Genomic DNA, 25,378 nt, shown 5'->3' with positions numbered 1-25,378 from the left:
TTATTTGCTGCGCTTGACCATCGCCAGGATGGTATCCGTCAACTCGTCGCGCGCCTGATCCACGCTGATGTCCCGGGCCACAGCCGCGTGCGCCAGGCCGTCAGCCGCGCCCAGCATCGCCCACATGCCGGCCAGCGAAACTCCCGCGGGTCCGGCATGAGGCGCAAGTATGGCTTGGCATTTCTTGATGAAGGCCTGTTGGTATTGATGCTTTACCGCGGTCAGTTCCGGGGAGCCGCCCAGCGCGGCCAGCACGCCGGGTATTTCGCGTCCCTGCGTCATGACGCATTCGATGTAGCCTGCGGCGATGACCCGGGCCTTTTCCTTCAAGGCCGGCTTGCTGGCGGCGATCGCCGCGTCGATGAGCGCGGTCTGGCGGACGTCGAAGTCCTGATACAGCGCCACCAGCAAACCGTTGCGCGTGCCGAAGTGGTCGTAGGCCACGGGCTTGGTGATGCCCGCTTCCGCGGCCAGCCGCCCCAGGGTCAGGGCGTCCGTGCCTTCGTCGCTGATCAGCTTCCAGGCGACGTCCAGCAGTTGGCGCTGGCGCTCGTCGCGCGACAGGCGGCGCTGGGGGGCGGCTTTGGCGGGGCTTGGTGTTTTTGCGGTCATGATTCGACTTCCTCTTCGCGGATTACAGCACGCGAGGAGAAGATCTTCTGGCCTAGGGTCCGGGCGGCGTCGAGATGCGCGGCGGGAAAACCCGCGTCCGACGGCAGCAGCAATTCAGACGTGACCACGTTGGCGCCGCAGTAGCCGAAGATGCCGTGGTCGATCTGCGTCTTCATGGCGCCGAAGTAGCCGTGCCGAGCGTAGGTGCGCTGGTTGGCGCCGCCCAGCGCGACCAGGTGCACGTCGAGGCGTTGCAGCTTCTTGACCAGCTTGCCGTCCGTGTCTTCGTAGGCCCAGCCTTGGGTGAACACCCGGTCGATCCAGCCCTTGAGCAGGCCCGGGAAGGACCACCAGTACACGGGGTAGACCAGCGCCAGCGCATCCGCGCGTTCGAGCCGTGCATGTTCCGCGGCGACTTCCGGCAGGGCTTCCCCCTTGCCCATGGCCAGCGCCACGTCCGGCTGGGTGAACCGCGGGTCGAAGCCTTCCGCGGCCAGGTCGGCGACCTCGAATGTGTGTCCGGCATCGGCAGCGGAAATGCCTGCCGCGACCTGTCGCGCCACCGCGTGGGTCAGCGACGCGGGATCGGGATGTGCAACAACGATTAGCGCATGCATGGCGTCTACGCTCCATCAAAATAATTAACCTACCGATAGTAACTTACTTTTGGTAGATTGAGATTTTGACGTGAGTAGCGGCGCTGCTCCCTGGGAGGCCGACCGCCCGGCGCAGGGCGGGGCGCTTGCTAGTGGCTGGGAATTTGCGCCAGCACCAGCTGGGTGGTCTGGCGCAGGTGTTGGGCCAGCAGCTCGGCGGCGGTGTCGGCGTCGCGGGCCAGCGCGGCGTCCAGCAGTTTGCGGTGTTCGTCGGCGACGTTGCGTTCCTTGCCCTTCTTTGGGGAGGCGGCGTTCTTGGCGCCGGCATTCAGCTGTACCGACAGGTAGCGATAGCGCGCCGTCTGGTCGCGCAGCAGTTCGGCGATGGCGATGAGCGACTTCGAATCGCTGCCGCTGATCAGCGCCGAATGGAAAGCGGAATGCGCTTGTTCCCATTCAGCCGACAAGCCGGAGCCGTCCGCCGCGTGCAGGGGCAGGCGACTCAGGCGGTAGTGCGCGCCGGCCAGCCGCTCTTCCCAGTCCAGGCTGCCGCGCGCGATGGCGCGGCGCAGCGCTTCGCATTCGATGTGGATGCGGGTTTCGGTGATGTCCAGCAGTTCTTCCGCCGAGACGTCCGCCACGCGGAAACCGCGCTGGTCTTCCGCGACCACGAATCCGCTGGTCGCCAGGCGCGATAGCGCCTCTCGCAGCGGAATCGCCCCGCTGTCGTAGCGTTCGCAGAGATCCTTGATGCGCAGACGTGCTCCCGGGGGCAGGCTGCCCGTGATGATGTCTGCGCGGATGTCATTGGCCAGGGCCGATGCCGCGGTCCGGAATGGGGTGGAAACGGAAGTCATGCGAAACGATAAAGTTTTTATCTATGAAGCTCAAGTTATCCAGGGAAAACCAGAATATATATATTTTTGTGGATTACATATTCTTCGTCCAACCCTCACCCATCAGGAGATCTCGTGAAACTGGCCACCCTACAAATCGACGGCGCTCCTCGCGCCGCCGCACTCGTGCAGGGCCGCCTGGCGCTGCTGTCCGCTCCGGGCGTCGATCTGGGCACCCTGCTGCGCCAGGGCAAGACGCTGGCCGATTTGGAGCGCCTGGCCGCCGCGGCCACGCAGTTCATCGATCCGGCCACCGCGACCTTTCTGTCGCCGTCGATCGAACCTCCCAAGATCCTGTGCGTCGGCTTGAACTACGCCGACCACACCAAGGAAAGCCCGTACGACCAGCCCGATTACCCGACGCTGTTCTTGCGCGTGTCGACCAGCCTGGGCGCGCATGACGCCGTGGTGGAGCGTCCGGCCATCAGCGATACCCTGGACTACGAGGGCGAAATGGTCGTGGTGCTGGGCAAGGGCGGACGCAGGATCGCCAAGGAACAGGCGCTGGACCATGTGTTCGGCTACGCCGTGGGCAATGAAATCTCGGTGCGCGAATACCAGTTCAAGTCGCCGCAGTGGACGGTGGGCAAGAACTTCGACGGCACGGGAACCTGGGGGCCGTACGTGGTCACGGCCGACGAGCTGCCGGCCGGCGGCAGCGGTTTGCGGATCGAGACCCGCCTCAATGGCGAGACCATGCAATCGTCCAACACCAGCGACATGCTGTTCGATGTGGCCACCGTGATCTCGACCGTCAGCGAGGCCATTACCTTGCAGGCCGGGGACATCATTTTCTCCGGCACCCCCGCGGGCGTGGGCTTCGGGCGCACGCCCAAGCTCTACATGAAGGACGGCGACACGGTAGAGGTGGATATCGAGCGCATCGGCACGCTGCGCAACCGCATTCGCGACGAGGCGAAGTCCGCCTAGGTTTGTCACCACGCCTGCAGCGGTCCCGGCGCCATCGGCGCGCCGGGGCGTACGGCCACGATCTACTCTTGGAACTCCAGACATGCGAATCGCAACTGCTTTTGTGAAGTCATCCGTGAGCAATCCCGCCCGGCGCCGTTGGGCCAGACTGTTGTTGGCCGCGGGCCTGGCATCCAGCCTGGGTGTGGCCAGCGCCGCGGATTGGCCGACGCGGCCAGTGAAGATCGTGGTGCCGTTTGCCGCAGGCGGAACCACCGACCTGATCGCGCGGCTGATCGCAACGCCCATGTCGCAGGAGCTGGGGCAGCCCGTGGTGGTCGAGAACCGCCCGGGCGTGGGCGGGCTGCTGGGCGCGGATGCCGTCGCCAAGGCGGCGCCCGACGGCTACACGGTGTTGATGGCCAACATCTCCTATCCGCTGGCCGCCCTGGTGGCGCAGGGCGCGAAACGGCTCAACTTCGATCCCCTGGCCGACCTGCGCAGCGTGAGCGTGGTGGCCAACGTGCCATTGGTCATCACGTCCACTCCTTCGCTGCCGGCCCGCAACCTGAAGGAGTTCGCGGACCTGCTCAAGAAGAATCCTTCCACCCACTACGCCTACGGCTCCACGGGACCCGGTTCGTACATCCACGTATTCGGCATGTGGTTCCAGGAGCAGACGGGCGCGTCCATGACGCACGTGCCCTTCAAGGGCGCGGCGCCCTTGAAGGGCGAAATGCTGGCGGGCCGCATCCAGATGGGCGGCGACCAATTGTCTTCGTCTTTGAGCGACATCCGGGCCGGCTCCCTGACCGCGCTGGCAGTCACGTCGCCGCAACGCTCGCCGTCCCTGCCGGACACGCCCACCGCCAGCGAACTGGGTTTTACCGGCATCGATACCGAGGGATGGAACGGTTTGCTCGCGCCGGCGCAGACGCCCGACGCCGTCGTGGCGCGCATCGGCCAGGCCGTGTCCAAGGCTGTTCAGCAGCCCGCCATCCGCCAGCGCCTCGCCGAGCTGGGCGCCGAGGCCAGCGGTTCCAGTCCCGAGCAGATGAGCGCTTTGCTGAAAAGTCAGTTCGCCCAGTTCGGCCCCATGGTGTCGCGCCTGCAGCTTGAGTGATGCCGTAGCGAGGATCTTTGATCCCCGGCAGCTTCGGCTTTCCAACGAGTCCAACCAGAAAGGCCAGCAATGAAAGCACTGCGTAGCGGCGTGACCGCGAGCCTGCAGTTCCTGATCGGCATCCTGGCGTGCGTGAATGCCCACGCCCAGGCCGACGCGCCACCCGTCTCCATTGTCGTTCCGCAGCCGGTGGGCAATCCCACGGACGGCGTCGCGCGCAAGCTGCAGCCGCTGCTGCAGGCCGCGCTGGGCAGGACCATCATCGTCGAGAACCAACCGGGGGCGGGCGGTTCCATCGGCACGCAACGGGTGTTGAATGCGCCGGCGGATGGACGCGTGCTGTTGATCGCGTCCCAGACCGAACCCATCCTGACCCCGGCCACGATGCAGCATGTGAAGTATCGGGCGGAGAACCTGCGCGCGGTGGCGGTGGTGGCGCGGCTGCCCTACATCCTGACGGGCGGCAACGCGCTGGCGGCCAAGAACCTGGGCGAGCTGACCCAGCTGGCGCAGGCCCAGGGGGACAAGGGACTGAACTTCGGGCACATCGGTCCGGGCTCGATGATCCATCTATTGGGCGAGCAATGGGCGCGGCAAAGCCAGTTCAAGCTCAACCACGTCGTCTACCGGGGCGTCCCGCCCGTCACGCAGGACCTGATGGGCGGACAGATAGAACTGAGCTTCCTGCCGCTGGGCGGGTCGACACTGGACCTGATCGAGTCCGGCCGTATCCGGGCCTACGCCACGACCGGCGCCGCGCCCAGTCCCAAGCTGCCCCAAGTGCCGCCCTTGTCCGCATCCAGCGAAAAGCTGCGGGATTTCGTGTACGGCACGTGGATCGCCTTTCTGGTGCCGGCCAAGACACCGGACGCGACCGTTGCCAGCCTGAACCGCGCGATCGTCCAGGCCATGGAAGACGCCGCGTTTCGCGAGTATGTTGTTTCCACCGGCATGGAGCTGGTGGCGCAGAACTCGGTGGCGGACATGCGGGACTTCTACCAGACGGAGACGGCGCTGTACCAGGGGCTGGCGCAGAAGGTCGCCGTCGAACAGTGAGGACAGGCCAGCCTGTCAAAACCAGAACAAGATTCTTGGAGGCAGACATGCAATCGAATGCGCAGACAGCGCCGCTCGCCGTGCACTCGGTGGACGAGTTCGTGTTCAGCGTTCCCGATCTCGAAGAGGCCAGACGCTTCTATTCGAGCTTCGGCCTGGACGTGCGGGATGAAGGCGGCTGCCTGGCGTTGTACACCCATGGCCATCCGCACCGCTGGGCGCGCATCTTGCGGGGCGCGCGCAAGCGCCTGCTGTGGGTAAGCATGGGGATCCACGCGGACGACCTGGAACGGTTCGCCGTGCATCTGGACCGCCAGGGTATCGCCCGCCGCGACGCGCCGCAGGGCGCCGACCCCGCAGGGCTCTGGATTGAGGCGCCCGACGGGCTGGCCCTGCAATTGCGGATTGCAGCCAAGTCTTCACCGTCGGCCCCCGCGCCGCAAGAGCCGCCCCAGGCCAGCAGCGGCGCTGGCCGCGCGCCCGCGCGCAGCCAGGTGCGGCAGGTGCGGCCGTTGTACCTGTCGCACATCCTGTTGTTCAGCGCCGACGTGGTCCGGGCCACGCGGTTCTACGTGGATGCGCTCGGGCTGCGCGTGTCGGATACCTCGGGCGATGCCATCGCCTTCATCCACAGTCCGCACGGCAGCGATCACCACCTGATTGCGCTGGCCAAGTCGCATGGCCTGGGCCTGCATCACAGCAGCTGGTGCGTGCCGTCCATCGATGCGGTGGGGCAGGGCATGGAGCAGATGGGCGCGGCGGGGTATGCGGACGGTTGGGGCGTGGGCCGGCATGTGTTGGGTTCGAACTACTTCCGCTATGTGCGCGATCCCTGGGGCAGCTACGCCGAGTATTCGTACGACATCGACTTCATCGCCGAAGGACAGCAGTGGCCGTCGGCGGATTATCCGCCGGAGGATTCGCTGTATGTGTGGGGTCCGGCGTTGCCGCCGGACTTCATCACCAATCATGAGCGGGATGCCTGAGGGCGGGCGCGCTCCCCTTCAGGCTATCGCGTTCATCCCCAGGATCTCCCGCCCCGCGATCAGCGTCTGGATTTCCGTCGTGCCTTCGGGAATCATGCCGCCGCGCGTATCGCGGAAGATGCGCTCGATCGGATATTCCTCCGAGTAGCCCAGCCCGCCATGCACTTGCAGCGCCATGTTGGCCACTTCGTGGGCGGCCTCGGTGGCGTAGAGCTTGGCGATGGAGCAGGCCTGGCGCACGTCCTTGCCCGCTTCCAGGGCATGGGCCGCGCGCATGCCTAGCGCGCGCGCCGCTTCGACGCGGACCGTCATGTCGACGATGTGCTTCTGCACCAGCTGGAAGCTGCCGATGGGACGGCCGAACTGCTCGCGCTGCTTGGCATAGTCGATGGACATGTCCAGGGCCGCCTGCGCGGCGCCGACGGCGCCCATGGCGATGTTCAGGCGCGCGGCGTCCAGGCCCTTGAGCGTGCCGGCGAGCGCCGCGCCTTCCACGCCGACCAGGTTTTCCTTGGGGATGCGCACATCGGCGAAGCCTAGTTCGGCCGTGCCGGTGCAGCGCAGCACCATGGTGTCGAGCTTGCGCACGTCATAGTTGGCCAGGGCGCGTTCGACGATGAAGGTCGACAGCTTGCCTTCGCAGGTGGGGCTGTAGGTGCGCGCCACCACCATGGCGAAGTCCGCGTCGCAGCCGTTGGTGATCCACAGCTTGCGGCCATTCAGCACCCACTCGTCGCCGACCAGGTCGGCCCGCGTCTGGATGCCGGCGATGTTGGAGCCGGTGTTCGGCTCCGTCAGGCCGGTGCAGGCCTTGAGGCGGCCGGCCATGAGCGGCTTGAGGTACTTCTCTTTCTGCGCCGGCGAACCGTGGGTGGCCAGGCGCTTGATGGAACCGTTGGTGATATTGACGATGGTGCGCAGCGACAGCCAGTGGTAGCCCAGTTCTTCCATCATCATGGCCCAGGTGGGCATGTCGATGCCGTGTCCGCCCTGGTCTTCCGGCAGGTTGCCGCCGAGGTAGCCCAGCTCCGCCAGCTTGGGCATCAGTTCGAACGGAAAGGTCCGCGCCTTTTCGTGCTGCGCGACGATGGGCGCCACTTCCGCCAGCATGAAGCGGCGGATGCTGTGCTGCAGCTCCTGTTGTTCGGGCGTCAGGTCGATGTTGCTCATGCGTTTACTCCAGCTTCAGGTTGGCGCGTTCCACCAGGTCGCGGGTGGCCTCGCGGTGCTCCGCCCAGAATTTGGCGAACGCCTCGGGCGAGCTGCTGACCAGCGGAGTGGCGATGCGTTCGAAGCGTTCCTGCACGATGGGCATGGCGGCGGTTTCTTCCAGCGCGCGGGCCAGCTTGTCGATGATGGGCTTGGGGGTGCCGGCGGGGACGACCACGGCCTGCCAGGTGGTGACCTTGAAGCCCGGAACGCCGGATTCGGCGATGGTCGGCAGGTCCGGCAGATCCTTGACGCGGGCGGCGCCGCTGACCGCCAGGGGGCGCAGCATGCCGTCCTTGATGTAGGGCAGGGAGCTGGAACGGCTGTCGATCATGAAGGTCAGCCGTCCGGCGATCAGGTCTTGCAGCGCGGGCGCGCTGCCTTTGTACGGCACGTGCGTGAGCTTGGTGTTCAAGGCCAGCGCGAGCGAGGAGGCCGCGGTGTGCGCCGAACTGCCGTAGCCCGGCGATCCGTAGGTGATGGTCGCCTGCTTGTCCGCCTTGATCGCCTTGATCAGGTCAGCCATGGTCTGGTAGGGCGAATCCTTGGGCACCACCACCACCAGCGGCGAATCGGTCAATTGCGCGACGGGGGCGAAGGCCTGGGCCGGGTCGATCTTCAGATCCTTGTACAGGTACTGGTTGACGGCGATGGTGGCCGCGTTGGTCCATAGGATGGTGTAGCCGTCGGCGGGCGCGCTGGCCGCGGCCAGCAGCGAGAGGTTGCCGTTGGCGCCAGGCTTGTATTCCGGGATGACGGGCTGGCCGAGCTTCTTGCTCAGCTCGTCCTGCATCATCTTGAACGCGATGTCGGAAGGTCCCCCCGGCGCAAATCCGATCACGGCGCGTATCGGCTTGTCCGGCCATTCCGCGGCCGAAGCCGCCGTCGCGAAGCCCGCGGCCAGCAGGGCTGCCGCCACCATCTTGCTGAACTTCATTCCTGTCTCCTGTTTTTCTGGGTTGAGCGCGCTTGCGTTGCGCGGACGGATTCTTGAGTGATCCGTTTTATTATTCGCATTGCGAATTAATAATTCGTTTAATGAATTGATGATACTGCGGCCGTCGGGGCGCTGCAATAACGGGTTTTCGATCTGCAGCCGGATGCGGCCGCGCACGCGCATGAAAAATCCCTGCCGCGCGCGGGGCGTGGCAGGGATGCGGGGGTATGTAACGGCCCGCTGGCGCGGGACCGGATTCAGGCGGAATCGACCATGTGCTTGAAGCGTGCGCTGGCCTGCATGCATTCCCGCTGCAACCTCAGGACGATGCTTTCCACGGGTTCGATGTTGCGGGCGAAGCCCACCGCCGGGCCCATGGACAACATGCCTTCTTCGTGCTGGCCCGCCTGGTAGGCAAGGGCCTGGGTGCGCTCGCCGCTGATCAGTTCGCCGAAGTCGGCGTAGCTGTTGGCGCCCGCCAGTTCCAGGGCGGCGACCTTGCGGGCGTTTTCATTGTCCAGGATGCGCCAGGTGTCGCCCAGGCTGCCGAGCACGGCGCGGGTGCCGTGCTCGCTGGTGTAGACCACGCGCTGCTTGTACGCCGCGTGCGCCGGGGTTTCCTGCGCCGGCGTGAAGACGCTGCCCATCACCACGGCGTCGGCGCCCAGCGCCAGCGCCGCGGCGATCTGCCGGCCGTGGCCGATGCCGCCGCCCAGCGCCAGCGGAATGCGCAGCTGCTCCAGGGCATAGGCGCCGTTGAGGAACGTGGGCAGCTGATTGCTGCCGGGGTGGCCGCCTTCTTCCATGCCGACCAGGGTGACTGCGTCCACGCCCATGTTCTGCGCCGCGACGGCATGGCGCACGTGCGCGCACTTGTGGATGACGATGGCACCGGCTTCGCGCAGGGCGGGCAGCAGCGGCGTGGGCGGCAGGCCCGCCGTTTCGAACAGGCGCACGCCTGCGTCGAGCGCGATGCGCAGCCGCGTCAGCATGGGCTCGTTATTGGCCGCGCGGCGAGACAGCGTGAGGTTGACGCCGAATGGCAGGCCGCCCGTCAGTTCGCCGCAATCGCGCAGCGCCTGGCGGAAGTCCTGATCCGTGCGCGAGCTGCGCGCGGTGATGAATCCCATGCCGCCTGCGCGCACCATGGCCGCCACCAGGCGAGCATCCGACAGCCACATCATTCCGCCGAGCAGCAGCGGCCAGCGTATGCCCATCAGTTCGGTGATGCGGGTGGGCCAGCGTTGCGGAACGGCCGGAGCAAGAGGCTGGTTCACACGTGCCTCCCCATCAGCAGGATGGGCTGCAGTTCGTGCGCCAGCTGCCGCAGCGTGGGGCCGGCTTCATCGAGCATCAGTTGCCGCGGCAACAGCGCCGCCGGGCCGCCGCAGCTGACCACGTAACGTTCGCCGGCGGGCAGTTCGATGGCGGCGGCGACGGTGTTGATCTGATAGGCGGGACGCTCGTGATAGACGAAGCCGCGTTCCGGATACCGGGCGATGGCGTCGGCAATGGCCTGCTGCTCCGCGGCGTCGCCGGCCTTGCCGGATGCGCGGGCTTCTTGCAGCAGGGCCTCGCGTTCCTCGGCCGAGCAGCAGGCCAGATAGGCCCAGCCGATTGCGCTGTGGAACAGCGGTATGCGCGAACCCACGCGCAGGTTCATCAGCAGCGGTGAATTCCCCTGGCAGCGCAGCAGGTAGACGATGCTGTCGCCGTCGCGCCGCCCCAGCGCCACCGCGACCTGATAGCGGTCGGCCAGCGCCTGCAACATCGGCCGGATGACGTCCAGCGCTTCCTGCCCCGCCAGCGCCGCGCCGCCCAGCGCGATGGCGGCGATGCCCAGTTGCAGCTTGTCCTTGCCCGGCACGGCGGCCAGGAATCCCGTCTTTTGCAGGGTGTGGCACAGGCGCCATACGGTGGGCTGGGCCAGACCGGTCAGATGGGCCAGCTCCGTCGTGCCCAGCATGCGCCGTTCGGCGCTGAAGCAGCGCAGGATGTCGAGCCCGCGGGCCAGCGCGGTGACGAATTGGCGGTCGGGTTCCGCGGAATCTTCGGTGGCGTCGTTCTTGGGCGCACGAGGCGAGGCTCTTGACATGGGCAAGCTCCTTTTTTATGATCAATTCACTAAATGAATTATAAATTCGCATAGCAAATTATGCAAGATCAGGAGGACGAATGAGCGGTCAGCAGGATTGTGCGCTACAGGCCCAGGGCGTGATGGCCTGGCCCGGCGTTTGCCATTGGGGCGGGGACGCCCTGGCCAGAACCTTGGCGGCCGCGGGCGCGCGCCTGCGCCTGCCGCTGGTGGTGACCGACGCCGGCACCTGGGGCGCGGTGGGCTCCGCCGTCGAAGCGGCGCTTGCCGCCGCGCCGGGATTGCAATGGCGTGTCTATGACGGCGTGGTGCCCAATCCCGCCATGGATCAGGTGCGCGCCGCGTTGCGCGTGGCGCGCGAACAGGGCTGCGCCAGTGTGCTGGCGGTGGGCGGGGGCAGCGCCATCGACGTGGCCAAGGCGGTCTACGCCTGCCTGGCGGGCGGGTTCGATGCCGACGAATTGCAGGCGCCGCGAGGGCAAGCCTGGCTGAACGCCGCCGCCGAGGCCGCCGATCCGCTTTTCATCGCCGTGCCCACGACTTCGGGCACCGGCAGCGAAAGCAGCTCGGCCGCGCTGATCCAGGGCGACGATGGGCGCAAGCGCCTGTACCGCTCCCTGCGCGCCCGTCCGGCGCTGGTGGCGCTGCAGCCCGAACTCACGCTCAGCCTGCCGCCGCGCCCCACCGCGCAGGGCGGCTTCGATGCCGTGCTGCATGCGCTGGGCGCCTGGATCAACACCGATCCTTCGCCCGTCGGCAAGGCCATGGCCTTGCAGGCCTTGCGCCTGTGCATGCGGGCGCTGCCCGACGTGCTGCGCGCGCCGGACAGCCTGCGCGCGCGCGCCGACATGCAGATGGGCGCCTATATGGCGGGCCTGGCCATCGGCATGAGCAAGGTGGACGCCGTGCACGCCATGTGCACGCCGCTGGAGTCGCGCGTCCACATGGCGCATGCGGAAGTGCTGGGTCCGATCTTCAGCGTGGTGGCGCGCCACACGGCGCAGACCGCCGCCGCGCCCTATGCCGAGGCCGCACGCGCGCTGGGCATGGCCGCAACGGGCGACGAGCAGCAGGACGCCCTGGCCCTGATCGTAGCGGTCGAGTCGCTGGCGCGGCTGGCGGGCATTCCTCTGCGCTTTACCGGCTTGGCGCTGTCTGAGCAGGATGCCGCGCAGCTGGCCAGCCAGGCCATGCTGAGCGCGTCCATGCCCGTCAATCCGCGCGTCCTCGCGCCGGAAGAAATTCAATCCCTATACCTGCAAATGGCCGCATAAGGAGCGCCCGCATGGATGTCATCGATTCCCGCCCCTATGAACTGCTGATTGGGGAAAACTGGCGCGCAGGCGCCGAAGGCAGCACGTTCGATACCTACAATCCGGCCACGGCGCAGGTGCTTGCCAGCGTGCACGCGGCATCGGCGGCCGACGTCGACGCCGCCGTGCAGGCCGCGCACACCGCCTTTGAAACGCATTGGCGCAAGACCACGCCGGCCCAGCGCGGCAAGCTGCTGCGGCGCCTGGCCGAATTGTTCGAGCGCGACCGCGAAAAGCTCGCCTGGATCGAAACGCTGAACGTGGGCAAGCCCATCACGCATTCGCTGGATTCGCTCAAGGGCATGCCGGCGTCGCTGGAGTACTTCGCGGGCATCATTCCGGCCCTGCGCGGCGAGACCATACCGGTGGGCAATGCCGACGTGCTCAATTTCACGCTACGCGAGCCGCTGGGCGTGTGCGCGCTCATCATGCCGTGGAATTACCCGATGACGCTCACCGTCAACAAGCTTGGTCCGGCGCTGGCCGCGGGCAACACGGTGATCCTCAAACCCTCCGAAGTGACGCCGCTGTCCACCATGGCGCTGGCGCGATTGTTCGAGGAAGCCGGCTTTCCGCCCGGCGTGATCAACGTGGTCAACGGCCCGGGCGCCACGGTGGGCGAACGGCTGGTCACCCATCCGCTGGTATCACGGGTGTCGTTCACTGGCGGCACCGTGACGGGTGCGCGCATCCAGGCGGCCGCGGCCGCCGACGTCAAGCGCGTCACGCTGGAGCTGGGCGGAAAGTCGCCGCTGATCGTGTTCGAGGACGCGCCGCTGGACAAGGCCGCGGCCGTGGCTGCGGGCGACATCATCAAGAATTCCGGCCAGGTCTGCATCGCCTGCACGCGCCTGCTGGTGCAGGAATCCGTGCGCGAGGAGTTCCTTGGCCTGCTGCAGCAGCGCCTGGACACCGTGCGCATCGGCTCGCCGGCAGATCCGGCGACCGAGATGGGCCCCCTGGTCAGCGCGGCCCAGAAGCAGCGTGTCGAGAAGTACGTGGCGCTGGCACAGGCAGAGGGCGCGCAGCCCGCCCATTTCGGCAACATGAAGCTGGAAGGCGATACGGCCAAGGGCTACTTCGTGCCGCCCACGCTGCTGCTGAACTCCCATGCCCGCATGGAGAGCGCGCAGGACGAGATCTTCGGTCCGGTGCAATCCGTGATCGGCTTTCGCGATGAGGCCGACGCCCTGCGCATGGCCAACGACACGCGCTACGGCCTGGCCGCGGTGCTGTACACGCGCGACGGCGGCCGCGCCCTGCGCATGGCGCGCGGGCTGCAGTCGGGCAGCGTGGCCATCAACACCGGCCTGCGGACGTCGTTCGATGCGCCGTTCGGCGGCTACAAGCAGTCCGGCATCGGCAAGGAACGCGGGCTGGAAGCCATCTACGAAAACACGCAGCTCAAGAACATCAAGTACGACACCACGATCTAGCGTGGCGCCCACAGGAGACAACATGAAGTTCATCGTCAAGCTGGCCTCGGGCCTGGCCGCCTGCATGCTGGCGGCCGGCGCGCACGCGGAATGGCCCGACCGGCCCATCCGCATGGTCATCGGCTTTGCGCCCGGGGGCGCTTCGGACATCGCTTTCAAGATGGTGCAGGACGAGCTGTCCAAAAAGCTCGGGCAGCCCGTGGTGCCGATCTACAAGCCCGGCGCCAACGGCAACATCGCCAACCAGGCAGTCGCCACGGCCGAACCCGACGGCTACACGGCGCTGTGGGCCAACGTCGGGCCGTTGGCCATCAACACCTACCTCTACAAGGGCGTGCAGGTCGATCCGGGCAAGGCCTTTGTGCCGGTCACGCAATTGACCGATTCGCCGCTGGTGGTGGTGGTGCCGAAGTCTTCGCCGTTCCAGACCATGCAGGACCTGGTGCAGGCGGCGAAGAAGCCCGACGCAGGGCTGTCGTACGGGTCCGCCGGGCATGGTAGTTCCATGCACGTGGCGGGAGCCGCGTTGTCGCTGGCTCTGAACGCGCCCATGACGCACGTGCCTTACAAGGGCAGCGCGCCGGCGCTGCAGGACCTGATCGCCGGGCGCTTGTCCTTCATGGTGGACAGCCGCTCCACCACCGCGCCCTTCATCAAGGAAGGCACGCTGCGCGCGCTCGCCGTCAGCGGCGACCAGCGCGTGGCGGACATGCCCGACGTGCCCACGGTGGCCGAGTCCGGCGTGCCCGGCTTCAAGGTGACGACCTGGCAGGCGGTGGTCATGCCTGCCGGCACGCCGCAGCCCATCGTCGACAAGTTCTCCGGCGCGCTGCGCGAAACCTTGCAGATGCCGGAAGTGCAGGAACGCTTCGCGCGCATCTACACGCCGCTGGTGGGCAGCACGCCCGAAGCCTTCGCGGCGTTCTGGGCCAAGGAAAGAGCCGCCGCCAAGACGCTGGTGGAACAGGCGCGCCTGCAGGTCGATTGAACGCCGGGCCCGGGCGGGCCCGGCGCGGCGGGAACATTGAAACTCGAATGGAATGGCATCATGGATCTGGAACTGAATGGTTGCACCGCTTTCATCACGGGCGGCGCGGGCACGCTGGGCATGGCAATGGCCAGGCGCTTCGTGCAGGAAGGCTGCAACGTGGTGGTGTGCGACGCCAACGAAGCGGCGATCGAATCCGCCTGCGCGGAACTGTCGGAATTGGGCGGCAACGTCCTGGGTGCGCGCGCCGACGTGACCAACAAGGACGAGGTGGGCCGCGCCGTGCAGCTGGCGGTCGAGCGCTGGAAGAAGGTGGACATACTGGTCAACAACGCGGGCTTTGCGCGCGACCGTTACCTGACCAAGATGTCCGAGGAGGATTGGCACGCGGTGCTGGACGTGACGCTGCAGGGAGCATTCCATTGCTCGCGCGCCGTGCTGCCGCTGATGATGGAACAGCGCTTCGGCCGCGTCATCAACATCGCCTCGCGCGCCCATTTGGGAAATCCGGGGCAGACCAACTACTCGGCCGCCAAGGCCGGACTGATCGGCTTCACGCGCTCGCTGGCGCTGGAGTCCGGCAAGTTCGGCATCACCGCCAACGCGGTCGCCCCGGGCGTCATTTCGACGCCGCGCATGCAGCAGCGCCCCGACTACCAAGAGCTGACCGAACGCGCCAAGACCAACACGCCGGTCGGCCGCCTGGGCGACCCGGCCGACGTGGCCGCGACAGTAGCCTTCCTGGCCTCGCGCCTGGCCGGCTTCACCACGGGCGAGACCGTGCACGTGACGGGAGGGCGCTACGCATGAGCACGCCATTCGATCTGGACGAACACCTGGGCCGGCGCCTGTACTTCGAGGACCTGGCGTCCGGGCAGTCCTGGGAAAGTCCGCGCCGCACGGTCACCGAAGCGGATGTGGTGCAGTTCGCCGGGCTGTCCGGCGACTACAACGCGCTGCACACGGATGCCGTATTCGCCGCCAGCCATCCTTTTGGCCAGCGCGCCGCGCACGGCATGCTGACCCTGGCCATCGCGTCGGGCCTGACCACCCGCATGCCCGTGTACCGGCTGATGGACGGCACTCGGCTGGCGCTGACCGAACTGCGCTGCGTGTGGCGCAAGCCGGTGCTCATCGGCGACACCATCCACGTCGAACTCAGCATAGGCGAGAAGACGCTGTCGCAGAAGCGCCCCGGCACGGGCCGCGTGACCATGCTGCGCACGGTGAAGAACCAGAATGGCGAGGTCGTGGTGGAGTCGGAATGGACCACCCTGATGAAATGCCGACCGGAGGCCGCATGAGCGCCAGTCCTTCCCAGTTCGATCCCAATGTCCGCTTCGATGACCTGGTGGAGCTGACGCGGCCGCGTTCAGTCATGATCGTGGGCGCTTCCAGCAAGCCGGGAACGCTGGGCCACACCACCGTGGTCAATGTGTTGGAGCACTCGGATTTCGACGGCGAGGTGTACCTGGTCAACCCCAAGGGCGGCGAACTCTTCGGCAAGCCCTTGCACGCCAGCGTGGACGCGGTGCCGGCGCAAGGCATCGACGTGGCGCTGCTGCTGGTGCCGGCCGAATCCGCCGTCGCCACGTTGCAGGCCTGCGCCGGCAAGGGCGTGCGCTACGTCATCGTGTTCACCGGCGGCTTCGCGGAACTGGGCGAGGCCGGGCGCACGGTCGAGGCCGAGATGCTGGCGCTGGCGCAGCGCAGCGGCATGAGGCTGTACGGCCCCAACTGCGCCGGCATGACCATGCTGGCGCCGCGCCTGGGCCTGACCTTTTCCACCGAATTCCGCAACGACGGCAGGACCGGCAAGCTCTCGCGCATCGGCCTGGTGACGCAGGGCGGCGGCCTGGGCCGTTCGCTCATGCAGGGCAACGAGCGCGGCGTGTGCTTTTCGCGCTGGTTCTCCACCGGCAACGAACTGGACCTGGACAGCGCGGACTTCATCAACTGGCTGGCGCACGACCCGGGCACCGACCTGATCTGCACCGTGATGGAGGGCATACGCAGCGGCCCGCGTTTCATCGCGGCGGCGGCTGCCGCGCGCCGCGCGGGCAAGCCGCTGATCGCGCTGAAGATCGGCCGCTCGGATTTTGGCAAGAAGGCGGCGCAATCGCACACCGCGTCGCTGGCCGGCGAGGACGCCGTCAACGACGCGGTGTTCTCGCAGTACGGGGTCATCCGGGTGGAAGACCTGGACGAACTGCTGGACGTCGCCAGCCTGATATCGCGCGTGGGCGTGCGCAGCCTGCGCAACATCTGCGTGTATTCGTCGTCGGGCGGCGCGGGCGTGCTGTCGGCCGACAAGGTGGGCGAAGCCGGGTTGGCAATGGCTGTGTTGGCCGACGAGACCGTGGCCGAGATGGCGCGGCACGCGCCCGCCTACGCGGCCCTGACCAACCCCGTGGACCTGACCACCAAGGCGCTGACCGATCCGGACCTGGCGCGGCGCTGCCTGGCGCCGCTGTTCGCGGACCCGGGCGTGGACGCGGTGCTCTACCCCATCACCTCCAATTATTCGGCCAGCACCGAAGGGCTGGTGCGCAACATGCTGGCGGTGGCGCAGGGCGGCGCCAAGGCGTTCGTGCCGGTCTGGATGAGCAGCCGGCGCGGTCCGGCGCACGACCTGCTGATCCAGGAAGGATTCGCGCCTGTCTACAGCCTGCGCAACGCCATGCAGGCGCTCAAGCGCGTCAGCGCGTACGCGGACCAGACCACTGATGAGGCGCCGGAAACCCCGCTAGCCGGCCTGCCTTCGGCCGCGCCTGCCATGCAACTGCCCTGCAATGAATCGCAGGCCAAGGCGCTGCTGGCGCAGTACGGCGTGCGCGCGCCCCGCGAATCCCAGGCGGCCACGGCGCAAGAGGCGGCGGCAGTGGCCTGCGCCATCGGTTTTCCGGTGGCGCTCAAGCTGGTGGCCGACGGCGTGCTGCACAAGAGTGAGATCGGCGGCGTGCAACTGCGGCTGCGCGATGAAGCCGAAGTGCGGCAGGCCTTCGAGAACATCGCCGCGAACGCGGCGCGGCATCAGGTGCCGGCCGCGGCCATCCGCGGTGTGCTGGTGTCGGAAATGGTGGTCGACGGCGTGGAGATGCTGGTGGGCCTGCATCGCGACGAGGTCTTCGGCCCGGTGCTGAGCGTGGGCGCGGGCGGCGTGTGGGTGGAGGTCGAGGCCGACGTGGCGCGCTGCCATCTGCCTGCCAGCCGCAAGCGGATCGAACGCGCGCTGGATCAGACGCGCATCGCGCGCCGCCTGGCCAGCCATCGCGGCCTGCCGGCGCGCGACAGGGCGGCCCTGGTGGACGCCGTGCAGCGCATCGCGGCCTTGTTCACGGCCCTGGGCGACGGCGTGCAATCGCTGGAGGTCAATCCGCTGGTGGTGTTGGACGAAGGACGCGGCGTGGTGGCGCTGGACGCCGTCATCGAATAGCAAGCCGGCGCAGCGGCCGTCCGCTGCCCGGGAAAAAACACGGAGATTTCAGATGTTCGACAGCAAGATCGGAGGCGGCGACGCCCATACCATCCTGGTGCGAGGCCATGACCTGGTGCAGGACCTGTTCCAGCGCGATTTCATCGACGTGCTGGCCCTGGAGCTACTGGGCGAGTTTCCCACGCCCCAGCTCAAGACCATGCTCAACCTGTTCCTGGTGAGCGCGACCGACCACGGCCTCACGCCCAGCGCCCTGTCGGCGCGGCTGACTCTGCACGGCGCGCCCGAGGCCATGCAGGGCGCCCTGGCTGCGGGATTGCTGGGCGCCGGCAGCCGCTTCCTGGGCGTGATCGAATACGCCGCGCGCTTTCTGCGCGACGCCCTGCCCAAGCAGGACAGCTACACGGACGAGGAACTGCGCCGCTATGCCGAGGAATGCGTCGCGGCCAACAAGGCGGCCAAGCGCAAGATTCCCGGCGTGGGGCATCCGATACACGTGGATGGCGATCCCCGTTGTGAAAAGATGTTCGAGATCGCCAGGGACTGCGGCTATTACGGCAATTATTCGCGCTTTGCCGTGGAGCTGGCCGCCGCCGCGGCGCGCCAGTCCGGCCGCAAGATTCCGCTGAACGCCACCGGGGCCAAGGGCGCCATCGTGCTCGACATGGGCCTGACGCCTGAATTGGGCAAGGCCTTGACGATGATCGGACGTTCGGTGGGCCTGATGGCGCACATCATCGAGGAACAGAAAAACCCCATCGCCCAGAAAGTGTGGGACATGGCTGCCGGCAACGAGTGATGCGTCTGCCGGGCCGGATTCAGTCCCGGTCCGGCGCGCCCAGCGGGAACAGCGGCCGGTAGGGCCGCGCTTCTTCCACGGCTCGCGCGAACGAGGGGCGCGCAAGCAGCCGCGCCCGGTAGGCGCGCAGCGCCGGATACGATTCGGCGATACGGTGCGTCCAGTCGCCATAGAACAGTGAGGGTGCGGCGGCGCAGTCCGCCAGCGTGAAGTCCGCGCCAGCGGCCCAGGTTCCGCCGGCCAGATGTCCCTCCAGCCAGGCGTAGGCGATTTCCAGCTTTTCCACGGCCAGCGCCAGCGCTTCCCGGCGCTTGGCCTCGTCGCCCGACAACGCGCCGCCGACGGCATGCTGCGTCCAGTTCATGACGTGCAGGTCGAAGAACCGGTCCAGGAAGCGCACCTGCAGCGCCGCCCTGGGATCGGCGGGCAGCAGGCGCTGCGGCCCGGGATGCTCCAGCTGCAGATGTTCGATGATGATGCTGGTCTCGGCAATGTTGCGGCCGCCGTCTTCCAGCAGCGGGAACTTGTGCAAGGGCCAGCGCCGCAGCCATTCGGCCGCGTGCTCTGGCGTGTCGGGACCGATGCAGCGGAACTCGAATGGAGTGCCGTTTTCGTACAGCGCGATCAATACCTTTTGCGTGTAGGAAGAGAACGGATGGCCGTAAAGCGCGAGCGGCATGGCGGGGTCTCCTGGCGGGATGGCGACAGACGATGCCTAGCATCGCCGAGACGAGAAACAACCGCAACAAGTAACTTCAAACCTTTTGTGTCAACCATCGAAGCGCCCACAGTGACGGTGTTCCAGTCGCGGGCGGATTAGTCGATGGCCCCTTTGGGGGGTGAAGACAGGCCCCTGAGGATATCGAGCAATTCCTTGACAGGATGACGCATGGCTTCCGGGCCGCTGCGCGTAATCAACGCCAATGGCGGCATGGTGGCGCCTGGCCTTACGTCAAGAATGACCATGTCCTTGTTCAGTCTGGTTTCCTCCAATGCATGTTGTTCCCGCATCGGTCCGATGCTGCCTGGATCCAAACGAAGAAACGTCAACACCGTTAGCGTGGAAAGACATTCGATGCTGGGGTGAGGGGGCGTCACGCCCTCGGTCAGGCAGGCCGCTATGACTGCGCGTCGCAGCAGCGATCCGCGCGGCGGCAGGATCCAGTCTTCGTTGGCAAGACGGGCCCAGGATATTTTCTTGCGGCGTGCAAGCGGGTGGGTACGGGTCGCCACCACGCTAAGGCGGTCGCTGGCCAGCAGGTGGACCTGCAGCCTGTCCAGCCGTTCATTGTTGAACTCGTCCGGCGCGAGCGCGCCGACGATGCAGTCGAGCTCTCCTCGCAGCAGCTCCGCGATCAACAGATCGATCTGGAACTCGCGGATCTGCACGGCCAGTCTGGGCAGGCGCCGGCGCAGTTCCACGATGCCGGAGGGCAGCATGTTGGATCCCGAGAACGTTCCGATCCGGATCAGGCCCGACCCGCCGGATCTCATGATGGCCGCTTCTTCCTGGGCCGCGCCCAGCCCCGCCATCAAGACATCCGAACGGCGCATCAGTTCAGCGCCGATGTGGTTCGCGGCGATGCCGCGCGCCATGCGGTCAAAGAGCGGACCGCCAAAGACCTCCTCGATCTCCTTGATCATGCGCGTCACGGCTGGCTGGGACAGATGCATGCGCTCGGCAGCGGCGTGCACCGTGGAAACTTCCCGCAAATGGCCGAGCAATTCCAAGTGACGGATCCTCAGGCGTTTGAGCAGGTTGGAATCAGCGTTTTCCATTATTTTTCCGATCCGTTTTTCGTATCGATAAATCAATTTATATGAATGGTGAATTATTGATCGGATTCCTAGAATTTGGATCACCGCGTAAATGAGACGACACCGTGACCGCCATGCCTGCCTCCATACCCGCCACCGCCATCGTCGAACGGCTCGACGCGCGCGGCTTCCACAAAATCGTGACCGTGCCGGACTTCGTCCAGCTCTCGGTCCATGACCTGATCGACAGGACGCCGCGTTTTCAGGTCGTCCGGTGCTCGGACGAGAACCAGGCCATCCACGTCGCGGGGGGGCTGCATATCGGCGGACACAAAGTCGCCGTGCTGATTCAGAACCAGGGTTTGCTCAATTGCCTGAACAGCCTGCGGGCCGTGGGCCTGGACGCGGGCTTGCCCATGTTGCTGATGATCGGCCAATTCGGCAGGGAGTTTGCCAATGTGGGAAACGACCCAGCCCGGTCGCAGCGCCGCGTAGTCAATCTGGTGGAACCTGTCCTGGACGTCATGGGTATCGACCATTGGCGCCTGGACGGCCCGCAAGATTTGCCGAACATCGACACGGCAATCGACTCCTGCGCCGCGCGGTCGGGACCTGCAGCAGTATTGATCGGCCACTACACCGCCTGGAACTAGCCATGAGCATTTCGACGCAAGACGCTTGCAAGATCATTCAAGAAGTCCGGGGCGACGCTATCGTGATCAGCACCATGTCCGCCATGCACAGCATGGACCAGATTGCCCCCGACTATGCCTTCGGCCTTTCATCGGTTCCGCTGATGGGAGGCGCGGCCGGACTTGGGCTGGGCTTGGCGCTTTCCTTTCCGGAGCGCAAAGTCATCATTCTTGACGGTGATGCCAGCTTGCTGATGGAGCTGGGTGTACTTGCCACGGTGGCAGGCATGCGTCCGTCGAACTTCTACCATTTCGTGTTCGCCAATGGCGTGCAGTTCAATGGCGGCGCGAATCTGGCGGTGGCGGGGGACGGGCGTGTCGATTTCAGCGCGGCGGCGCTGGCCTCGGGCTACGCGGGCGCGGCCCGGTTCACGCAGGCCCACGAGTTTCGTGCGGGCATAGGCACATGGCTTGCCGCGCCTGCGCCCGCGCTGATCGAGCTTGAGATTGAACCGACTCCGGCGCGATTCGGTCCGCAACTTGCGCAGCCGGAACAAGGCGATGCGCGTTTCGCGCGCATGGGAATGGAAGCGCGACGGTTGATGCGCGCGCTGGGAACGGCACAATGAACTCGCCCGAAATCGTGGATTATGTCGTGATCGGCGGCGGGTCGGCGGGTTGCGCGGTGGCGGCTGGACTGGCCAGGTCGGGCAAGCACAGCGTCGTATTGCTCGAGGCGGGCCGGGCCGAGCGCAGCATCTGGACAAGAGTGCCCGCAGGGGTTGCATATCTGATTCGCGACGAACGTGTCGTGAGGAAGTTCTACACGCAACCTGAAGCCCGTCTCAAGGATCGTCCGATCTATTGGCCGCGGGGCCGCGTGCTAGGCGGCTCGTCCACCGTCAACGGCATGATCTGGGTGCATGGCGATCCGCAGGAGTACGACCGCTGGCGCGATGAGTATGGCCTGTCTGGCTGGGACAACCAGTCCTTCAAGGCCTACTTGCGGCGAGTCGAGCGATTTCAGGCGGGAGATTCCGCCAGCCGCGGCCGGCAAGGGCCGGTTGTCGTGAGTGAATATGGCCCGCGCCAGCCGCTCATGGATGCGTTCGTGGCCGCCTGCGTGCAGGCTGGCATTCCGGCGAACGCCGACTACAACGGCTTGCACTACGAGGGCGTCGGCTACCTGCAGATGAACACCCGGCGAGGTCTCCGGGTCAGCGCCCGCGACGCGTATCTTGCGTCGCTGCCGCGCCGGAGCGCATTGCAGGTGATCACGGACGCGCCGGCGGAGAAGATTCTGTTCGAAGGCAGTCGCGCATGTGGCGTCGAGTACCGCAGGGGCGGAGCGCGCGGCCGTGTCATGGCCGCCAAGGAAGTCATCCTGTCGGCGGGCGCCCTGCAATCGCCGCAGTTGCTGGAGCTTTCCGGCGTAGGCGATTCGCAGCGTCTCTCCGGCTTGGGCATATCCGTCCGGCATCATGCGCCGGCCGTTGGCGAGGGCTTGCGCGATCATCTGCATGTGCGGCTGACCTACGAATGCCGCAACGCGCGTACGCTCAATCAGATCGTGCCCAGCACGTGGCGCAAAGCGCTGATGGCCCTGCGCCTGGCCGCCTGCGGGGATGGGCTGATGAGCAGCGCGAGCGCCGTCGCTCACGCCTTGGTCCGTACCGATCCAAGCCTCGCGCAGCCCGACGCCAAGCTGCAGTTGCACTATCTTTCCAGCGTAGATGCCAGGACCGCGGGCAAACTGGTGCTCGACGACTTTCCCGGATTCTCGATCGGCACCTTTGCATTGCGGCCGCAGTCGCAAGGCTCGGTGCACATTACTTCGAAAAATCCCGACGCGGCTCCCGCCATCCATGGCAACTATCTCGACCATCCCGACGATGTGCGCGCGACGCTCGGCGCGTTGAGGCTCGCGCGCCAGGTGGCCGCGCAGCCGGCGCTGTCGGAGTTCGTCGTGCGGGAGACGAGGCCCGGGCCTGACTGCACTTCGGACGAAGCCTGGCTGGATTACGTCGGCTCGCTGGGCCAGACCTCGTATCACCCCATAGGCTCTTGCCGCATGGGAACCGATGCCGCATCCGTCGTGGATGAGCGGTTGCGCGTGCGGGGCGTTTCCTGCCTGCGCGTGGCGGATGCCTCGGTCATGCCGACCATGCCGTCGGCAAACACCAATGCTCCCTCGATCGCCATCGGGGAGAAAGCGGCGGACATGATTCTGGAAGATGCAGTACACCCATAAAAATCTTTGAGACAAGCCATGAAAAAGCACATCAGAGGACTGATAGTTCTTGCGTCACTTTGCGGCGTCACGTTACCTGCATGGGCGCAAGGCGATGCCGCGTATCCCACGAAGCCGATCAGGTTGATCGTCCCATCGCCCGCCGGCGGGGAGCCTGACACGCTGGCAAGACTGGTCGCCCAGCAGATGAGCGCCGATCTGCGGCAGCCCGTCATCGTCGAGAACAAGGCAGGCGCTGGCGGATTGATAGGCATCGCCGCCCTGGCCAATTCCAAGCCGGATGGCTACACGATAGGCGTTTCGTACCAGGCGGCCTTGTCGTTGTCGCCGCACCTGCTCTTGAAGAAGCTCTTCGACCCCTTGAAGGACATTGCAGGGATCGGGCTGATTTCGGTTTCCGGCAATGCGTTGATGGTTCCCGCGAAGTCGCCCATATCTTCCTATGCAGACCTGGTACAGCGCGCCCGGGCCAACCCGGGAACGATGAATTTCGGCTCCTGGGGGGATGGCAGCGCCGGACACATCAGCGGTGAGATCATGAAGCGGCACGCCAACATCAGCATGCAGCACGTCGCCTACAAGGGATCGAGCGAAGCGCTGATGGGCATGCTGGGCGGCGATCTGGACGCGACGTTTGGCGGCTGGGCGCTGGCCTCCGCGCAGGCGAAGGCAGGGGCTGTCCGGATCCTGGCCGTGACGTCTCCCGAGCGGGCCGGCATGTTCCCCGATGCCCCGACGTTCCAGGAACTCGGCATACCGTTCGGCCTTAATTCCTGGTATGGCGTGGTTGCGCCCGCAGGCGTACCCGCGCCGATCATTGAACGCCTGCAGGCGTCGGTGGAACGAGCAGTCGGCCAGGAATCGGTCGCGGCGAGCCTGAAATCGATGGGGATGCAGCCACAGTCGTCCACTGCGGCAGAGCTACAGCAACGCATCAAGAACGACTATGAGGTTTGGGGCAAGGAGATTTCCGCGGCGGGCATCAAGCCTCGCTAGCCGGCAAAGCCGCTCCCTGATCCAGAACCGAACTGGAATTAGCGTTATCCTGCCGCCAGACTAGATCGTCGGCTGCCATGCCTACCGGGATGGCGCCGATGCCGCAACCGGCGAGGACTGCGCACTTGAAGCAAATCCGGCACTATCTGTTTGGCATCATCGTTTCCCTCCTGCTGGCGGGACTGATGGCATTCCTGGGCATCGTGTTTGTCTCCACCCCCAATCTCGGCTGGGGCGCGCAGGCGCTGCTGAGCTATGGCGTGCTGTTCGGCGGACCGCTGGCCGTGGTGCTGGCGCTGTGCTGGATCGTCTACATGGTGCGCGACAAGGGCCAGGTGCCCGGGCGCGTCCACGCGTGGATGTTCCTGCCCACCGTGCTGGCGCTGGCCATCGTGCCCGTCAGCGACTCCATCGAGCAGGGCAAGTGGGACCGCTTCCAGGCGTCGCACCCTGCGATCCAGGAAGCGCACGTCAATCTGAGCGGGCGCACCATCTGGACGGACAGGCGCGGCGGAAGCGTGTCTTCGGGCGCGTCGCCGTACCTGGAGTCCGGGTCGGCGGCGCACTCCATGTTTTCGCGTTTCAGCCGCTATCCGAACCAGGGGCCGGCGGCCAGCGAGGCTTTTCCCTACGAGGGCGCGCGCCTGAAGGATGGCGTGGATCGCTACGTGTACTCCAGCCAGGACGGAACGCCCGGCGCGTCCGTGCCGCTGAAACGCGCGCCGTATCCCGATCTGGGCAAGCTGCCCTCGGCGTCCTCGCAGGGCGAGGCGGAGCTGGTGGTTTATCACTATTACCACTATGCCGATCACGTCGAGGTGGCGCCGGGCATCGCGCGCTTCGCTGGCACGACCGACGACCGGATGGAGGCGGCCGGGATGCCCGGGGTGGCGATATTCGGCCTGCAGAACCTGACGCCGCAGACCATCGCCCGGGTGGAGATCAATGGCCAGGCCTACGACATGGGCTCGGAGGCGGCGCGCAGCGTGCTGCCGCGGCCTTGCGATCTGGCGCGTGGCGGCAGCCCGGTATTGCTCGATCTGGAGCAACCCTTGCGAGTGCGTTGGCAGACGCTGGAAGAGCCCGGGACCTGGCGCGAGGCCACAGTGAACGTGCCGGCCTTCAGCGCCGCGAGCAGCAAGGATCCGGGCAAGGGCCTGCAGCGCGTGCGGCTGTACTTCCTGCCCGATGAGACGGTGGCCGCCGAACGCTACAGGGAGATCCGCGCGCGCGGCGAACTTTCCGTCCGCGCCACCGGGCTGCCCGCCGCCGCGCAAGCCTATACGGGCTGCGGCGGCGCGTATTCCGGCTACAACCCGCAAACCGTGAAGCTGCTGGGCAACTGAAGCC

Annotated in this window: 25 protein-coding genes; 16 read left to right on the top strand and 9 right to left on the bottom strand. The window is 66.4% G+C overall.

Annotated features, from left to right (window positions below; translation table 11 throughout):
- The 3 genes from ACM1PE_RS23020 to ACM1PE_RS23010 all read right to left on the bottom strand — a co-directional run bounded on the left by ACM1PE_RS23020 (position 1) and on the right by ACM1PE_RS23010 (position 2,065).
- Positions 1 to 612, bottom strand: coding sequence for a TetR/AcrR family transcriptional regulator (locus ACM1PE_RS23020; RefSeq protein ID WP_059371443.1), 612 nt, complete (start codon positions 610 to 612; stop codon positions 1 to 3).
- Positions 609 to 1,229 (bottom strand): NAD(P)H-dependent oxidoreductase, encoded by a 621-nt coding sequence (locus ACM1PE_RS23015; RefSeq protein WP_059371444.1) that lies wholly within the window; start codon positions 1,227 to 1,229, stop codon positions 609 to 611. Before ACM1PE_RS23015 ends, ACM1PE_RS23020 begins: the two co-directional genes overlap by 4 nt.
- A gap of 128 nt (positions 1,230 to 1,357) precedes the next feature.
- A complete protein-coding gene (locus tag ACM1PE_RS23010; protein ID WP_059371445.1) occupies positions 1,358 to 2,065 on the bottom strand; it encodes a GntR family transcriptional regulator in 708 nt (235 codons plus the stop codon).
- A gap of 114 nt (positions 2,066 to 2,179) precedes the next feature.
- Between ACM1PE_RS23010 and ACM1PE_RS23005 the strand changes: the two genes are divergently transcribed.
- From ACM1PE_RS23005 to ACM1PE_RS22990, 4 genes are all read left to right on the top strand, one after another.
- Positions 2,180 to 3,034, top strand: a complete 855-nt coding sequence (locus ACM1PE_RS23005) for a fumarylacetoacetate hydrolase family protein (RefSeq protein WP_118931321.1) — start codon at positions 2,180 to 2,182, stop codon at positions 3,032 to 3,034.
- Positions 3,035 to 3,149: 115 nt separating this feature from the next.
- Positions 3,150 to 4,136 (top strand): Bug family tripartite tricarboxylate transporter substrate binding protein, encoded by a 987-nt coding sequence (locus ACM1PE_RS23000; RefSeq protein WP_419341067.1) that lies wholly within the window; start codon positions 3,150 to 3,152, stop codon positions 4,134 to 4,136.
- Positions 4,137 to 4,205: 69 nt separating this feature from the next.
- A complete protein-coding gene (locus ACM1PE_RS22995) occupies positions 4,206 to 5,192 on the top strand; it encodes a Bug family tripartite tricarboxylate transporter substrate binding protein (RefSeq protein WP_419341065.1) in 987 nt (328 codons plus the stop codon).
- 47 nt (positions 5,193 to 5,239) lie between these two features.
- Positions 5,240 to 6,178 (top strand): VOC family protein, encoded by a 939-nt coding sequence (locus ACM1PE_RS22990; protein ID WP_118931318.1) that lies wholly within the window; start codon positions 5,240 to 5,242, stop codon positions 6,176 to 6,178.
- A gap of 18 nt (positions 6,179 to 6,196) precedes the next feature.
- Here ACM1PE_RS22990 and ACM1PE_RS22985 read toward each other — a convergent pair whose 3' ends face one another.
- From ACM1PE_RS22985 to ACM1PE_RS22970, 4 genes are all read right to left on the bottom strand, one after another.
- Positions 6,197 to 7,348, bottom strand: coding sequence for an acyl-CoA dehydrogenase family protein (locus ACM1PE_RS22985; protein ID WP_419341063.1), 1,152 nt, complete (start codon positions 7,346 to 7,348; stop codon positions 6,197 to 6,199).
- 4 nt (positions 7,349 to 7,352) lie between these two features.
- The gene (locus tag ACM1PE_RS22980) at positions 7,353 to 8,324 is read right to left on the bottom strand and encodes a Bug family tripartite tricarboxylate transporter substrate binding protein (RefSeq protein WP_059371451.1); all 972 of its coding nucleotides are present in this window, start codon (positions 8,322 to 8,324) and stop codon (positions 7,353 to 7,355) included.
- Between the two features lie 257 nt (positions 8,325 to 8,581).
- The gene (locus ACM1PE_RS22975) at positions 8,582 to 9,601 is read right to left on the bottom strand and encodes an NAD(P)H-dependent flavin oxidoreductase (protein ID WP_419341061.1); all 1,020 of its coding nucleotides are present in this window, start codon (positions 9,599 to 9,601) and stop codon (positions 8,582 to 8,584) included.
- Positions 9,598 to 10,419, bottom strand: coding sequence for an IclR family transcriptional regulator (locus ACM1PE_RS22970; protein WP_251879314.1), 822 nt, complete (start codon positions 10,417 to 10,419; stop codon positions 9,598 to 9,600). The genes ACM1PE_RS22975 and ACM1PE_RS22970 overlap by 4 nt, the downstream gene beginning before the upstream one ends.
- Positions 10,420 to 10,499: 80 nt before the next feature.
- Between ACM1PE_RS22970 and ACM1PE_RS22965 the strand changes: the two genes are divergently transcribed.
- Genes ACM1PE_RS22965 through ACM1PE_RS22935 form a run of 7 tightly spaced genes read left to right on the top strand, consistent with a single transcriptional unit; the run spans position 10,500 to position 18,391 of the window.
- Positions 10,500 to 11,693: an iron-containing alcohol dehydrogenase family protein gene (locus ACM1PE_RS22965; protein ID WP_059371454.1), complete on the top strand. Its 1,194-nt coding sequence runs from the start codon at positions 10,500 to 10,502 to the stop codon at positions 11,691 to 11,693.
- Between the two features lie 11 nt (positions 11,694 to 11,704).
- Positions 11,705 to 13,168 (top strand): aldehyde dehydrogenase family protein, encoded by a 1,464-nt coding sequence (locus ACM1PE_RS22960; RefSeq protein ID WP_419341058.1) that lies wholly within the window; start codon positions 11,705 to 11,707, stop codon positions 13,166 to 13,168.
- Between the two features lie 22 nt (positions 13,169 to 13,190).
- Complete coding sequence (locus tag ACM1PE_RS22955) at positions 13,191 to 14,156, top strand: Bug family tripartite tricarboxylate transporter substrate binding protein (protein WP_419341056.1); 966 nt, start codon at positions 13,191 to 13,193, stop codon at positions 14,154 to 14,156.
- Between the two features lie 60 nt (positions 14,157 to 14,216).
- The gene (locus ACM1PE_RS22950) at positions 14,217 to 14,966 is read left to right on the top strand and encodes an SDR family oxidoreductase (RefSeq protein WP_059371457.1); all 750 of its coding nucleotides are present in this window, start codon (positions 14,217 to 14,219) and stop codon (positions 14,964 to 14,966) included.
- A complete protein-coding gene (locus ACM1PE_RS22945) occupies positions 14,963 to 15,460 on the top strand; it encodes a MaoC family dehydratase (RefSeq protein ID WP_054451838.1) in 498 nt (165 codons plus the stop codon). The genes ACM1PE_RS22950 and ACM1PE_RS22945 overlap by 4 nt, the downstream gene beginning before the upstream one ends.
- A complete protein-coding gene (locus tag ACM1PE_RS22940; protein WP_419341053.1) occupies positions 15,457 to 17,592 on the top strand; it encodes an acetate--CoA ligase family protein in 2,136 nt (711 codons plus the stop codon). The genes ACM1PE_RS22945 and ACM1PE_RS22940 overlap by 4 nt, the downstream gene beginning before the upstream one ends.
- Positions 17,593 to 17,644: 52 nt before the next feature.
- Positions 17,645 to 18,391 (top strand): citryl-CoA lyase, encoded by a 747-nt coding sequence (locus tag ACM1PE_RS22935; protein WP_054451836.1) that lies wholly within the window; start codon positions 17,645 to 17,647, stop codon positions 18,389 to 18,391.
- A 19-nt stretch (positions 18,392 to 18,410) separates the two neighbouring features.
- On the opposite strand, the gene ACM1PE_RS22930 is transcribed toward ACM1PE_RS22935, so the two are convergent.
- Positions 18,411 to 19,070: a glutathione S-transferase family protein gene (locus ACM1PE_RS22930; RefSeq protein ID WP_059371459.1), complete on the bottom strand. Its 660-nt coding sequence runs from the start codon at positions 19,068 to 19,070 to the stop codon at positions 18,411 to 18,413.
- 137 nt (positions 19,071 to 19,207) lie between these two features.
- The gene (locus ACM1PE_RS22925; RefSeq protein WP_059371460.1) at positions 19,208 to 20,170 is read right to left on the bottom strand and encodes a LysR family transcriptional regulator; all 963 of its coding nucleotides are present in this window, start codon (positions 20,168 to 20,170) and stop codon (positions 19,208 to 19,210) included.
- Between the two features lie 113 nt (positions 20,171 to 20,283).
- Here ACM1PE_RS22925 and ACM1PE_RS22920 point away from each other — a divergent pair, with 113 nt between their 5' ends.
- The 5 genes from ACM1PE_RS22920 (at position 20,284) to ACM1PE_RS22900 (ending at position 25,374) form a co-directional block, all read left to right on the top strand.
- Complete coding sequence (locus ACM1PE_RS22920) at positions 20,284 to 20,802, top strand: thiamine pyrophosphate-binding protein (protein WP_419343855.1); 519 nt, start codon at positions 20,284 to 20,286, stop codon at positions 20,800 to 20,802.
- Between the two features lie 2 nt (positions 20,803 to 20,804).
- Complete coding sequence (locus tag ACM1PE_RS22915) at positions 20,805 to 21,410, top strand: thiamine pyrophosphate-dependent enzyme (protein ID WP_059371462.1); 606 nt, start codon at positions 20,805 to 20,807, stop codon at positions 21,408 to 21,410.
- Entirely contained in the window at positions 21,407 to 23,032 is a 1,626-nt protein-coding gene (locus ACM1PE_RS22910; RefSeq protein ID WP_059371463.1) for a GMC family oxidoreductase N-terminal domain-containing protein, read from the top strand. The genes ACM1PE_RS22915 and ACM1PE_RS22910 overlap by 4 nt, the downstream gene beginning before the upstream one ends.
- Before the next feature lie 18 nt (positions 23,033 to 23,050).
- Positions 23,051 to 24,028 carry a Bug family tripartite tricarboxylate transporter substrate binding protein gene (locus ACM1PE_RS22905; RefSeq protein WP_419341049.1) on the top strand — a complete coding sequence of 326 codons (978 nt, stop codon included), beginning with the start codon at positions 23,051 to 23,053 and terminating at the stop codon, positions 24,026 to 24,028.
- A 125-nt stretch (positions 24,029 to 24,153) separates the two neighbouring features.
- Positions 24,154 to 25,374 (top strand): hypothetical protein, encoded by a 1,221-nt coding sequence (locus ACM1PE_RS22900; protein ID WP_419341047.1) that lies wholly within the window; start codon positions 24,154 to 24,156, stop codon positions 25,372 to 25,374.
- The last annotated feature ends 4 nt before the right edge of the window (positions 25,375 to 25,378 follow it).

Source organism: Achromobacter sp. PD1, assembly GCF_048541815.1.
Taxonomy (GTDB): domain Bacteria; phylum Pseudomonadota; class Gammaproteobacteria; order Burkholderiales; family Burkholderiaceae_B; genus Achromobacter; species Achromobacter bronchisepticus_A.
This window is presented reverse-complemented; position numbering and strand designations above follow the sequence as displayed.

What these genes read in the sequence shown, in the direction of transcription:
- ACM1PE_RS22930 (WP_059371459.1), bottom strand. Translation starts at nt 19,070, where the DNA reads ATGCCGCTCGCGCTTTACGGCCATCCGTTCTCTTCCTACACGCAAAAG.
- ACM1PE_RS22995 (WP_419341065.1), top strand. Translation starts at nt 4,206, where the DNA reads ATGAAAGCACTGCGTAGCGGCGTGACCGCGAGCCTGCAGTTCCTGATC.
- ACM1PE_RS22905 (WP_419341049.1), top strand. Translation starts at nt 23,051, where the DNA reads ATGAAAAAGCACATCAGAGGACTGATAGTTCTTGCGTCACTTTGCGGC.
- ACM1PE_RS22940 (WP_419341053.1), top strand. Translation starts at nt 15,457, where the DNA reads ATGAGCGCCAGTCCTTCCCAGTTCGATCCCAATGTCCGCTTCGATGAC.
- ACM1PE_RS22915 (WP_059371462.1), top strand. Translation starts at nt 20,805, where the DNA reads ATGAGCATTTCGACGCAAGACGCTTGCAAGATCATTCAAGAAGTCCGG.
- ACM1PE_RS22920 (WP_419343855.1), top strand. Translation starts at nt 20,284, where the DNA reads ATGCCTGCCTCCATACCCGCCACCGCCATCGTCGAACGGCTCGACGCG.
- ACM1PE_RS22970 (WP_251879314.1), bottom strand. Translation starts at nt 10,419, where the DNA reads ATGTCAAGAGCCTCGCCTCGTGCGCCCAAGAACGACGCCACCGAAGAT.
- ACM1PE_RS22965 (WP_059371454.1), top strand. Translation starts at nt 10,500, where the DNA reads ATGAGCGGTCAGCAGGATTGTGCGCTACAGGCCCAGGGCGTGATGGCC.
- ACM1PE_RS22985 (WP_419341063.1), bottom strand. Translation starts at nt 7,348, where the DNA reads ATGAGCAACATCGACCTGACGCCCGAACAACAGGAGCTGCAGCACAGC.
- ACM1PE_RS22960 (WP_419341058.1), top strand. Translation starts at nt 11,705, where the DNA reads ATGGATGTCATCGATTCCCGCCCCTATGAACTGCTGATTGGGGAAAAC.
- ACM1PE_RS22980 (WP_059371451.1), bottom strand. Translation starts at nt 8,324, where the DNA reads ATGAAGTTCAGCAAGATGGTGGCGGCAGCCCTGCTGGCCGCGGGCTTC.
- ACM1PE_RS22925 (WP_059371460.1), bottom strand. Translation starts at nt 20,170, where the DNA reads ATGGAAAACGCTGATTCCAACCTGCTCAAACGCCTGAGGATCCGTCAC.
- ACM1PE_RS22950 (WP_059371457.1), top strand. Translation starts at nt 14,217, where the DNA reads ATGGATCTGGAACTGAATGGTTGCACCGCTTTCATCACGGGCGGCGCG.
- ACM1PE_RS23015 (WP_059371444.1), bottom strand. Translation starts at nt 1,229, where the DNA reads ATGCATGCGCTAATCGTTGTTGCACATCCCGATCCCGCGTCGCTGACC.
- ACM1PE_RS23020 (WP_059371443.1), bottom strand. Translation starts at nt 612, where the DNA reads ATGACCGCAAAAACACCAAGCCCCGCCAAAGCCGCCCCCCAGCGCCGC.
- ACM1PE_RS22990 (WP_118931318.1), top strand. Translation starts at nt 5,240, where the DNA reads ATGCAATCGAATGCGCAGACAGCGCCGCTCGCCGTGCACTCGGTGGAC.
- ACM1PE_RS22955 (WP_419341056.1), top strand. Translation starts at nt 13,191, where the DNA reads ATGAAGTTCATCGTCAAGCTGGCCTCGGGCCTGGCCGCCTGCATGCTG.
- ACM1PE_RS22945 (WP_054451838.1), top strand. Translation starts at nt 14,963, where the DNA reads ATGAGCACGCCATTCGATCTGGACGAACACCTGGGCCGGCGCCTGTAC.
- ACM1PE_RS22935 (WP_054451836.1), top strand. Translation starts at nt 17,645, where the DNA reads ATGTTCGACAGCAAGATCGGAGGCGGCGACGCCCATACCATCCTGGTG.
- ACM1PE_RS23010 (WP_059371445.1), bottom strand. Translation starts at nt 2,065, where the DNA reads ATGACTTCCGTTTCCACCCCATTCCGGACCGCGGCATCGGCCCTGGCC.
- ACM1PE_RS22910 (WP_059371463.1), top strand. Translation starts at nt 21,407, where the DNA reads ATGAACTCGCCCGAAATCGTGGATTATGTCGTGATCGGCGGCGGGTCG.